Source organism: Flavobacterium frigoris, from assembly GCF_900111075.1.
GTDB lineage: Bacteria > Bacteroidota > Bacteroidia > Flavobacteriales > Flavobacteriaceae > Flavobacterium > Flavobacterium frigoris.
Genome location: NZ_FOFZ01000011.1, coordinates 103,208 through 115,283, shown reverse-complemented (window position 1 = coordinate 115,283; position 12,076 = coordinate 103,208). Strand labels below are relative to the sequence as shown.

The 12,076-nt window shown below is 37.9% G+C and carries 6 protein-coding genes; 3 read left to right on the top strand and 3 right to left on the bottom strand.

Annotated elements, in window-relative coordinates; all coding sequences use genetic code 11:
* Window positions 1–93: 93 nt before the first annotated feature.
* From BMW63_RS13820 to BMW63_RS13810, 3 genes are all read right to left on the bottom strand, one after another.
* Window positions 94–5,151, bottom strand: a complete 5,058-nt coding sequence (locus tag BMW63_RS13820) for an MBG domain-containing protein (protein ID WP_175460295.1) — start codon at window positions 5,149–5,151, stop codon at window positions 94–96.
* 16 nt (window positions 5,152–5,167) lie between these two features.
* Window positions 5,168–6,307, bottom strand: coding sequence for an ABC transporter substrate-binding protein (locus BMW63_RS13815; protein ID WP_074724066.1), 1,140 nt, complete (start codon window positions 6,305–6,307; stop codon window positions 5,168–5,170).
* A gap of 96 nt (window positions 6,308–6,403) precedes the next feature.
* Window positions 6,404–7,006, bottom strand: a complete 603-nt coding sequence (locus BMW63_RS13810; protein WP_074724065.1) for a phage tail protein — start codon at window positions 7,004–7,006, stop codon at window positions 6,404–6,406.
* Between the two features lie 1,096 nt (window positions 7,007–8,102).
* Between BMW63_RS13810 and leuC the strand changes: the two genes are divergently transcribed.
* The 3 genes from leuC to BMW63_RS13795 all read left to right on the top strand — a co-directional run bounded on the left by leuC (window position 8,103) and on the right by BMW63_RS13795 (window position 11,922).
* Window positions 8,103–9,500 carry a 3-isopropylmalate dehydratase large subunit gene (gene leuC, locus BMW63_RS13805; RefSeq protein WP_074724064.1) on the top strand — a complete coding sequence of 466 codons (1,398 nt, stop codon included), beginning with the start codon at window positions 8,103–8,105 and terminating at the stop codon, window positions 9,498–9,500.
* A gap of 171 nt (window positions 9,501–9,671) precedes the next feature.
* Window positions 9,672–10,268 carry a 3-isopropylmalate dehydratase small subunit gene (leuD, locus tag BMW63_RS13800; RefSeq protein ID WP_074724063.1) on the top strand — a complete coding sequence of 199 codons (597 nt, stop codon included), beginning with the start codon at window positions 9,672–9,674 and terminating at the stop codon, window positions 10,266–10,268.
* 136 nt (window positions 10,269–10,404) lie between these two features.
* Window positions 10,405–11,922 (top strand): alpha-isopropylmalate synthase regulatory domain-containing protein, encoded by a 1,518-nt coding sequence (locus tag BMW63_RS13795; RefSeq protein ID WP_074724062.1) that lies wholly within the window; start codon window positions 10,405–10,407, stop codon window positions 11,920–11,922.
* The last annotated feature ends 154 nt before the right edge of the window (window positions 11,923–12,076 follow it).

Genomic DNA, 12,076 nt, shown 5'->3' with positions numbered 1-12,076 from the left:
CAAATTTCATATGTTTTTCTATTTTTACTATTAGAATAATCCATCCCCATTCTTATAAAATGAGGATTTCTTACTCTTAATAACTTGATTTTTTTAATTTTTAACTAAAAGGTTTTTTATGAGAATTTTTCCGTTTGCCAAGGTCATTTTTATAATATAAATCCCTTCAACAACTGGCGCCACCATCTCTATTGTACTTTCGTTAATGACTTTGTCCATGATTACCGTTCCAAGGATATTAAACACCATAACACGTGCGTTTTGCAACTTAGCCGGTGTAACATTAGTTATCAACTGGTAGCTTGAATTACTTCTAACAGGGTTAGGCGTAATTTTTAAATACTCTTGCTCGATTGAAGGAGAGAATGTCAAAGGACAAGCCGTAACTACTGTACCATCTGCTTTTGTAGCTTTAGCATAATACACCCCACTTAAAAATTCGCTATCTTTAAAATATTGTGCCGTTTGACCCGCCACTAAAGCTCCATTTTTATACCAGCTATACGTTATAAAACTATTAGAACTATTATCAAAGAAAATAACAGTATCGAATTGCTGTCTAATCAAATTGGGTTGGCTTTTTTCAACTGGTACTGTTACTACCGAAGCAGCATTATAGTTACCATCACCTGCTTGTGTAGCAGTAATTGTTGCCGAACCAAAATTAGTAAAGGTTAATACCCCATTTAAAACAACGGCCACATTAGCATTCGAAGAAGTATAGCTTATTGGCAAACCACTAGTAGAAGTAGCTGTTAAAATCGCTGTAGCCGCTACATCACAATCAAATCCTAAAGTTTGACTCCAACTAATAGTCTGATTTGCTTTAGTAATGCTAAAATTAGCACCTACGTAAGTAACATTATAATTTGAACCTGCGCTCAAACTTCCTTGCGTAATCGCATAAGATCCCGCGTTCTCACCTGCTGTTCTTGTTAAAGAGCCAATAAATGAATCTCCACTTACTAAAGTAGGTGATACTGAATAAGTCAAACTAGGTTCAACGGCTCCATACACTTTCGTTTGAGAAGCATTTGCTGTTACGGTGATTGGCTTAGCAGTAATAGCAAAGTTATTAGGAACATATGTCATTAAATACTTAGAACCTGCCGAGAGTGTTGCTACACTTATAGCATAAGTCCCAACATTTTCTCCTACTGTTCGAACTAAATTACCTGTAAAACTATCCCCAGCTAATAATGCAGGTGTCACTGTATAAGTTAGACTAGGATTAGCATCACCATAAACCTTTGTTACTGCATTTGCTGTAACTGTTATTGGTATTTGACTTAATTGTAAAATATAATTATAAGTAGCAAGACAGCCATTTGAATCAGTAGCCGTAACCGTAAAATTACTATCAGCTACCTGAGTTGAAATTCCTGTTAAAGTCCCATTTAAAGACAAGGCAAACCCTACAGGCAAGCTTCCTGTTGTAACCATATAGGTTTTAACTCCTGTACCTCCTATTACCCCAATTGTTTGAGAATAGGCAGTATTATAATCATACTTAGGCAAAGTAGTAGTTGTAAAACTCAATGCTGTAGGCTGTGTTACAGTAAAACTCCTTGTAATTGTACATCCGTTAGCATCCGTAATAGTTACCGTATAATTCCCTGCAGCAAGTCCAGTTGCAGCTGCAGCTGTTCCTCCTGATGGAGACCATGAATAAGTATAACCCGGAGTTCCACCCGAAACGCCTACTGAAGCCGAACCATTTGAACCACCGTTACAAGCCACATTCGTTTGTGAAGTAGAAGCTGTGATGGCTGTAGGCTGTGTTATCGTAAAATTATTTGTAGCCGTACAACCGTTTGCATCCGTAACAGTAACAGTGTAAGCACCAGCAACAAGTCCAGTTGCAGCTGAAGCTGTTCCTCCTGATGGAGACCATGAATACGTATAACCCGGAGTCCCACCTGAAACAGTTACCGAAGCCGAACCATTTGAACCACCGTTACAAGCCACATTCGTTTGTGAAGTAGTAGCTGTGATGGCTGTAGCCTGTGTTACCGTAAAATTATTTGTAGCCGTACAACCGTTTGCATCCGTAATAGTAACAGTGTAAGCACCAGCAACAAGTCCAGTTGCAGTTGCCGCTGTTCCTCCTGATGGAGACCATGAATACGTATAACCCGGAGTCCCACCTGAAACAGTTACCGAAGCCGAACCGTTTGAACCACCATTACAAGAAACATTAGTTTGAGAAGTGGTAGCCGTGATAGCCGAAGGCTGTGTTACGATAAAGTTTTTAGTAGCTGTACATGCGTTAGCATCTGTAATTGTTACCGTATAGGTTCCTGCAGAAAGTCCTGTTGCAGTTGCAGCTGTTCCTCCTGATGGGGACCATGAATAAGTATAACCTGCAGTTCCGCCAGAAGCTGATACTGTAGCCGAACCGTTTGAACCACCATTACAAGAAACATTAGTTTGAGAAGTGGTAGCCGTGATAGCCGAAGGCTGTGTTACGATAAAGTTTTTAGTAGCTGTACATGCGTTAGCATCTGTAATTGTTACCGTATAGGTTCCTGCAGAAAGTCCTGTTGCAGTTGCAGCTGTTCCTCCTGATGGAGACCAAGAATATGTATATCCTGCAGTTCCGCCACTAGCGGCTACAGTTGCAGATCCGTTAGAACCACCATTACAACTTACATTCGTTTGTGAAATAGCTGTTGCTACTAAAGCACTTGGTTGTGTAATGATAAAGGTTGTAGTAGCTGTACATGCGTTAGCATCTGTAATTGTTACCGTATAGGTTCCTGCATAAAGTCCACTTGCAGTTGCAGCCGTCCCGCCAGATGGAGCCCATGAATAGGTATAACCTGCAGTACCGCCACTAGGGACTACGGTCGCTGATCCAGTAGCGCTACCATTGCAACTTACATTCGTTTGTGAAATAGCAGTTGCTAATAAAGTACTTGGTTGCGTAATAGTAAAGTTTTTAGTAGCAGTACATGCATTAGCATCTGTAATAGTCACCGTATAGGGTCCTGCAGATAATCCAGTTGCAGTTGCAGCTGTTCCTCCGGTTGGAGCCCATGAGTATGTATAACCAGCTGTCCCACCGCTAGTGGCTACAGTTGCAGATCCGTTAGAACCACCATTACAACTTACATTAGTTTGAGAAGTAGTAGCTGTAATTGCTGTAGGTTGTGTTACAGTAAAGTTTTGCGATTTTGTACATCCGTTAGCATCTGTAACCATACAAGTCCAAGTTCCTGCTGTTAATCCAGATACACTAGTTGTTCCATCACCCGTAGGATTTCCTGGCGTCCAGTTGTAAGTATAACCACCTACGCCTCCCGTGGCAGGATTTACAGTTGCTGCTCCATTTGATCCTCCATTACAAGAAACATTGGTTTGCGAAGCTGGAGTTAAGGCAATTGCTGATGGCTGCGTTACAGTAAAGTTTTGCGATTTTGTACATCCGTTAGCATCTGTAACCGTGCAAGTCCAAACACCTGCTGTTAATCCAGATACACTAGTTGTTCCATCACCCGTAGGATTTCCTGGCGTCCAGTTGTAAGTATAACCACCTACGCCTCCCGTGGCAGGATTTACAGTTGCTGCTCCATTTGATCCTCCATTACAAGAAACATTGGTTTGCGAAGCTGGGGTTAATGCAATGGCTGATGACTGCGTTACAGTAAAGCTTTGTGAACTAGCACAAGAATTAGCGTCTGTAACCGTACAAGTCCAAACACCTGCTGTTAAACCTGTAACAGCAGGTGTCCCATCACCCGTAGGATTTCCTGGCGTCCAGTCATAAGTATAACCACCAGCTCCTCCTGTGGCAGCATTTACAGTAGCCGCACCAGTAGCCGCACCATTACATCCAACATTGGTTTGCGAAGCTGGAGTAAAAGCAATGGCAGTTGATTGCGTTATAGTAAAATTTTTGACAATTGAACTACTCTCACCATCTGTTATTGTACAGCTATAAGCCCCTGCTGTTAAACCAGAAGCAGTAGCTCCTGAACCACCAGACGGAGACCAAGCGTAAGTATAAGCGGTCTTTCCTCCCGCAGGAGTCACTGTTGCAGATGCATTCGAACCACCATTACAAGACACATTAGTTTGTGACGTGGTAGCCGATAAGACCGCATTGGTCGTAAACGTAGTATTAGCTCCATAGGAAGTTCCCACTGAGTTTATGGCGTAAGATCTAAAATTAATTAGCGTTGCAGACGGCAAAGAAGACACAAGTGAAGAGAAACTTCCTGTTCCTGATCCAATAGCTACTTTATTATTTGCAGTGGTAGGATTTGCAGTAGTTGCCCAAACAATACCTCTTTCTGTTACTGTTGCTCCTCCGTCAGCAGTTACATTACCACCAAGTGTCGCTTTTACAGCACCGACGCCTGTAGCACTTGTTGTCGTAACAGTTGGAGCTACTGTCACTGGACAGCTTACTGAAGGAGTGATGTAGTCTGAAGGCAATATTCCGAGTGATGTAGTTCCATCATGGGCCCAATTAGCCGGATTGTTTATGCTGGCTCTCAACGCTACCGCTGTACCGGTAAGAGTTCCTGTATATTTACTGTTTGAAACCTCAGGTCCGGGACTAGGGAAAAGGGAGATACAATCGACCCCATTTGTTAATCCGGTTGGCACAACACTTTCAGATCCTGCATTTACCGGCATAGTATCGTTCCATGTGGTTACGGCATTGTAATTTGTTACATTATAATCTGCATGAACAGCAGCTATAAAGTTAGGAGTCGAAGGTCTTACTCCCGACGCACTTTGGTAAGCAATTATTTGGTCCCCACCTAACAAGTTAAAATTTGTGGCTGTTCCAGTTGGATCCAGTAAAGTCACAGCATTTGAAGAACCAGTTACGGTAAACGTGTTTGCACTGGTTTCAACTATTGATACAATTGTTCCGCAGGTGATACCCGATGGAATAATCCATTCAATGTGTGGTTCAAATACATTCCCCCAAGCTAATCCATCCCAACCTTCTTCAGTGAAATATAAGGTTTCACCAGCAGGTAAGGTTTTTAAGGCAATGAAAGAGAATCCGTCGGTAGTTCCGAAGTCATAACCCACAAAAGCAATGTCTCCTGCAGTTAGTGTTTGTGCTTTTATGTTTTGCTGCAGCATAACGCAGCATAATAAAAGGAAATAATAAAATAATTTTCTTCTCATAGTTAATTGATTTAATTTAGTGACATAGGTATGCATTTTGCCACCCTCCAATTTTGGGCGGTGTATTCTCTTTTGTTATTGCTTTTATAAAACATCCATCGTTTTCCAATGTGTCCGTTTTTTCAAAATAAAAATTATTTTCATCATCATGAACTACTTTAAAGATGAAGTGATTAAATGATGTACGGTTTGTATCCAAATCGAATTGAATATTCCCTCTGGGGCCATTTACTTTCAACTTTGTCATTTCTGCGATTAATACTTTCTGCGAAGTATTAAAGCTTCCCATTTTTAATATGGTTTTTATAATCAGACCGTTTTCATACCCTAATAATGCAAATATTGAAGGAGCGTCATCATATGATCTTTCATATTTTTCGGTAAAATTGCAAGTATCCGTTTTAGAGTCGTTTTTAAGCCATGAGCTTACAATAAAAACAGTGTCGACTATATTGATTGAAAGCATTTTTTCATTAAATGAAAACGGAGTGGTATAATAGGGGTATTTTTTAAGTAAAGAAGTTTCTGAAATAAATTCCCCGTGTTCCTCGGCATATAATCCGCTGTGGATCGCAAAGACAACCTGAGTGTTATTGGCATCGATGGCTTGTTGCATTTGTTGGACTTCGTCTTCTCTTGGATAAAAGGGTGTGACGTAATGTCCAGAAAAAGAAATGTTATTTTTTTTAAACGAAGTTTCGATAGCGGCTAAAATCCCATACCCTGCATCATAATAGGACGATGAACTGCAAATATTTCTGTAGTCTTTAGTGTTAAAATAGCTTCCCAACAAATAAGAGGATTCGTTTAATCCAAAGGAATTTATGTAAACGCCTGTAAATTTTCCCAATGAATAGGGTAATGTAGCCCCTAAATCAGATGCAATTAAAAGAATGTCATTGGCAGCAGCATATTCATAAACCCTTGAAATATTATGATGTCCAAAAAAACCAATAATGATATTGATTTCTTCCTGATGATGCAATTTTTGGATTTTATCTACTATAAGTTGATCGTCGGCTCCCAATCCAATACTTTCAATATAATATTTTACGGGTAAATCATTTAATTTAATACCTCGAATAAAATCCCGGTCTAGGGTTTTATATTGTTTTGATTGGGGAACTAATATGCCTATTTTTATTTCGGAAGTCATGACTTTTAGTTTTAATAAGAATGAAAGGAAAATAAAACCATTTTCCTTTCACCTATATAATGATAATACCTTAATAAAGATATTTAAAGTTCCATTTTAGTTTCTGGAAGGAAAAATACCATTTAAAGCAATACTTGTATAAATTCCAAGATATGGACTTCTATTACTGAAAGGGATATTGCTTCCTGCTAAGGCAGTTGATCCGTTAATTGTACTTGATGATGTCACTCCACCTATTTTATCTGTGGTTCCTATTGGAGGTTCGCTATAGGTGTTAGGGTATGCTGATCCAGATCCCAATGAGTTATTTCCACTGTCAGATTCATTTGATCCTCCATTGTTACTTGTGTTAACAACTGTATTGGTAGTCACGTTAACCTGACCAGCTGCTGTTCCGTTTACCAAAAGGTGGTTGTGTGAAGGCATGTTGAAGATTGTTAAAGTCGTATTTTCGCTACCTCCTTTTTCTCCATAATCAATTGTGTTTACACCAGGCCCACTACCGGGATGTACAATGGTACGTCCTCTTAAATCAGGCAGTGCAAAAGTAGATGTTCCATTTCCTCCAAAAGTGGTGCCTATTAACGAAAACAAAGCTGTATTCGTAGAAATTGCTAAAATTTGTCCATCACAAAAAGCCCAATCCCTTGGCGGGAAATTAAAAGCAAAAGCTTGAATTTGTCCAATAACTTGTTCCATAAATCTATTTTTTATTAAAATTAAGTTCGAGCAAAACTAAGTAAGAAATCAGAACTAACTCCACATATAAATACCCGTTGTACTATCTAATCAATCAAAATTAAACTACAATTGAGGGACAAGGAAAAAAAATGTCATGAAACCGCTATTTATTGTCATGAAACTAATTCTATCGTCAAACGTTTTTAAAACATTGAAAAATGAGTCATAAAACATAGGCACTACAAAAAAAATATATCTTAAAAACTGGACATCGAACAATTTCTCTATCCAGCATTACATCTTACCACTAAAGAACTATAAATCATATACATGCATCAGTAAAAACCTTACTAATATCCTATTATTCTTCTTAAAAAAAATAAAATTACTCACTTTCTAAAAACAATCCTTTATTTAGTACACCAAAAACTTTAATACAGCTGCTAGTTCAAACTTTCGAACAAATGTATTAACTAGCTGCTCATTTAAAACAGGTATAAATACCCGTTTTGACCTAAAACAAATAAAATGTATAGAGAAAGTGGGAATCAATTCGTCCAGAGAATTTAACATAAAATACATATATTCCAAATTCTTATTGTTCAGGAAATGATTAATTCCTCTCTTGGGAACTCTTTCAATTTCATGAAAATAAAAGATAATCATTCTTTGGATGTCGTAGTATTGAAGTAAGAAAAACGATTAAAAAATGATCTTAAAGTAGTAGTAAACCAACTGTAAACTACAAAAAAAGAACTCAAATAAAATTTCACTAAAAGAAGTTTCATTGCAGATTTAATAAAATAAATAGTATTGGATTGCTTTATTTCAAATAACAACAGCGAAAAGCAGTTCAAATACTCCGCTATTCGTAAAAACAAAACTAGCGCTAAATATTGTGCTTAAATAAATACAAAGTCTAAAAAAAAATTCTGCCTTTAACTACAAAATCTAGAATCTAAAAAAAAGAACTACTTCCCCCCTGAAACAGACTTTGGGTATCGTATAAATTGAAATATCGAAGTTGACGCTTTGGCGACTTTTTATAATTTTGTTCCCTATTACGATGACTAGATAAGTTGGCATCGTAGAATTACAATTAAAAAAAAGTAAAATGAGCACTACATTATTTGACAAAGTATGGGATTCGCACGTTGTGCGTAAAATTGAAGATGGACCAGATGTGTTTTTTATTGACCGTCATTTCATTCATGAAGTTACGAGTCCTGTTGCTTTTTTAGGTCTAAAATCTAGAAACATTACCGTTTTATACCCAGAGCGTACTTTTGCCACTGCCGATCACAATACCCCAACCATAAACCAACATTTACCTGTTGAAGATCCGTTATCTGCGAATCAATTGAAAGCCTTAGAAGACAATGCTGCCGAATACGGTATTTCTCACTGGGGTCTAGGTGACCCAAAAAACGGAATTGTGCACGTCGTAGGTCCTGAAAACGGAATTACATTACCAGGTGCAACGATCGTTTGCGGTGATTCACATACTTCTACTCATGGTGCCTTTGGAGCTATTGCTTTCGGAATTGGAACTTCTGAGGTTGAAATGGTGATGGCGACACAATGTATCATGCAGCCTAAGCCAAAGAAAATGCGTATCAACGTAAATGGAACTTTGAGTAAAGGTGTGGGACCAAAAGACGTTGCACTTTATATTATATCTCAATTAACCACTTCTGGAGGTACAGGATATTTTGCTGAATACGCCGGAAATGTTTTTGAAGAAATGTCAATGGAAGGCCGTATGACAGTTTGTAACCTTAGTATCGAAATGGGTGCTCGTGGTGGTATGATTGCTCCTGACCAAAAAACATTCGACTTTTTAGAAGGAAGATTATTCGCTCCAAAAGGAGAAGCTTGGACAAAAGCTGTAGCCTACTGGAAAACCCTAAAAACAGATGCTGATGCCATTTTTGATACGGAACTAAACATCAAAGCAGAAGATATCGAACCTATGATTACTTATGGTACTAACCCAGGAATGGGAATTGGTATCTCAAAAAATATCCCAACTGCCAACCAAGTTGAAGGTGGAGCGGAAACCTACAAAAAATCTTTAGCCTATATGGGCTTTGAAGAAGATGACGTAATGATTGGGAAACCAATTGATTTCGTTTTCTTAGGAAGTTGTACCAATGGTAGAATCGAAGATTTTAGAGCCTTTACAGAAATTGTAAAAGGACGCAAGAAAGCAGATAATGTAACCGCTTGGCTAGTTCCAGGTTCACATGTTGTAGAGGCACAAATTAAAGAAGAAGGATTGTTAGACATTCTTACTGAAGCTGGTTTTGTATTACGTCAACCAGGATGTTCTGCTTGTTTAGCAATGAATGATGATAAAGTACCAGCTGGAAAATATTCAGTAAGTACCTCAAACAGAAACTTTGAAGGACGTCAAGGTCCGGGTTCAAGAACGTTGTTAGCAAGTCCTATTATGGCTGCTGCAGCTGCAGTTACTGGAAAATTAACAGATCCGAGAGACTTAATGATTTAAGAATGTAGACTAACGATTTTTGATTTTAGATTTAAAATCAATCGTTATCACATTTTTGGTTCTTTTGAAAATATTTAATTATTATAAAATATATGATTTTACATTTTGACATTCTATTGCCAAACAGCAAATCTGAATTCAAAAATTAAAAATCTAAAATCTAAAATTCCCATGGCATACGATAAATTTAATATTCTTACTAGTAGCGCAGTGCCGTTACCCATAGAAAACGTAGATACAGATCAAATCATTCCGGCCCGTTTCCTAAAAGCAACCGAGCGTGTTGGTTTTGGAGACAACCTTTTCCGTGACTGGAGATACAATGGAGATGATACACCTAAGGCAGATTTCGTTTTGAATAACCCAACTTACTCAGGAAAAATCCTAGTGGGAGGAAAAAACTTTGGTTCAGGTTCTTCTCGTGAGCACGCTGCTTGGGCAGTTTACGATTACGGATTTCGTGCTGTTGTGTCGTCTTTCTTTGCTGACATCTTCAAAGGAAATTGCTTAAACATTGGTGTTTTACCAGTTCAAGTAAGTCCAGAATTTGCAGATGCAATCTTCAGCGCAATAGAAGCTGATCCAAAAACAGAACTAGAAATCAACCTCGAAGCACAAACAATTACGTTGTTAGCTACAGGCGAAAAAGAATCTTTTGATATCAACGGATACAAAAAGAATAATATGCTAAATGGTTTTGATGATATCGATTATTTGCAAAACATCAAAGAAGACATTGTAGCTTTTGCAGACAAACTTCCTTACTAAGTACAATCAACTTTATGCGGTTACGGAAGCATCCCTTTTAGGATATGCTGAAGTAACTGCTTTTATTATTTTATAAAATATAATTGTACGATTGGTAATTCTTTAACTCAAAATCGTATTAGCATCAAATTTAGAAATGGAAAAAAGAAAAATTGAAATAATGGATACGACGCTCCGTGATGGTGAACAAACCTCAGGAGTATCCTTTTCTGCTGCAGAAAAGCTAACCATTGCACAATTGTTGTTGGAAGAATTAAATGTTGATCGAATCGAAATCGCTTCGGCACGAGTAAGTGAAGGCGAATTTCAAGGAGTAAAAGGAATTATGACTTGGGCTTCGGCCAAAGGATACGATGATAAAATCGAAGTTTTAACTTTTGTAGACGGAGGTCTTTCTATCGAATGGATGAAAAAAGCAGGGGCTAAAGTTCAAAATTTATTGACCAAAGGGTCACTGAATCATTTAACGCATCAATTAAAAAAAACGCCGAAACAACATTTCTCCGAAATTGCTCATACTATTGCATTAGCAAAAGAAAGCGGTATTGAAACCAATGTTTATCTGGAAGATTGGAGCAATGGAATGCGCAACTCTCCTGATTATGTTTTCCAATATTTGGACTTTCTGACAAAACAACCAGTTAAAAGAATCTTATTACCGGATACTTTAGGAGTTTTGATTCCTTCTGAAACGTTTGAGTTTATTTCGAAAATTATAAAGAGATACCCACATACTCATTTTGACTTTCACGCGCATAACGATTATGATTTGAGTGTTGCTAATGTTATGGAAGCATTAAAAGCAGGTATTCAAGGATTGCATGTTACCGTAAACGGAATGGGAGAACGTGCTGGAAACGCACCTCTTGAAAGTACGGTTGCCGTAATCAATGATTTCATGCCTGACGTTCAAATCAATGTAAAAGAATCATCTTTATACTCTGTAAGTAAACTGGTAGAAACTTTTACAGGATATAGAATCCCCGCTAACAAACCCATCGTAGGAGACAATGTTTTCACTCAAACTGCTGGTATTCATGCTGACGGAGACAATAAAAACAACTTGTATTTCAACGATTTGCTTCCCGAACGATTTGGCAGAAAACGTCAATACGCTTTAGGAAAAACTTCTGGTAAAGCTAATATTGAGAAAAATCTTCAAGAACTAGGATTAAAGCTAAATGCCGAAGATTTAAAATTAGTTACCCAAAGAATTATTGAATTAGGAGACAAAAAAGAAACTGTTACTAGAGAAGACCTACCGTATATTATCTCTGATGTTCTGGACAGTCAAACGTACCAAGAAAAAATACTAGTGGAATCTTACGTTCTTTCTCATGCCAAAGGTTTACGCCCTTCAACCACCCTTTGTTTAAAAATAGACGGAGAACTAATTGAAGAACACGCTCAGGGCGACGGACAGTTTGATGCATTTATGAATGCATTGGCAAAAATATATAAAAGTAAAGAACTGCAATTACCGAAACTGATTGATTACGCAGTTAGAATCCCGCCAGGAAGTAGCTCTGATGCATTATGCGAAACTATTATTACCTGGACTAATAACGGGAAAGAATTCAAAACAAGAGGATTAGACTCAGATCAGACTGTTGCGGCTATTATAGCTACGCAAAAAATGCTGAATGTGGAGTAATCCCCACCCCAACCCTCCCCGAAGAGGAGGGAGACAATGTGAATAAAAATAGTTTAGAAGAAATTTATTGCTGTTTAGCATTTCTTCAAAGGAAGAAATGCTAAACTCTAAAGTAATAAAACAACAAAAAATATAACCCAACCCATAACCACCC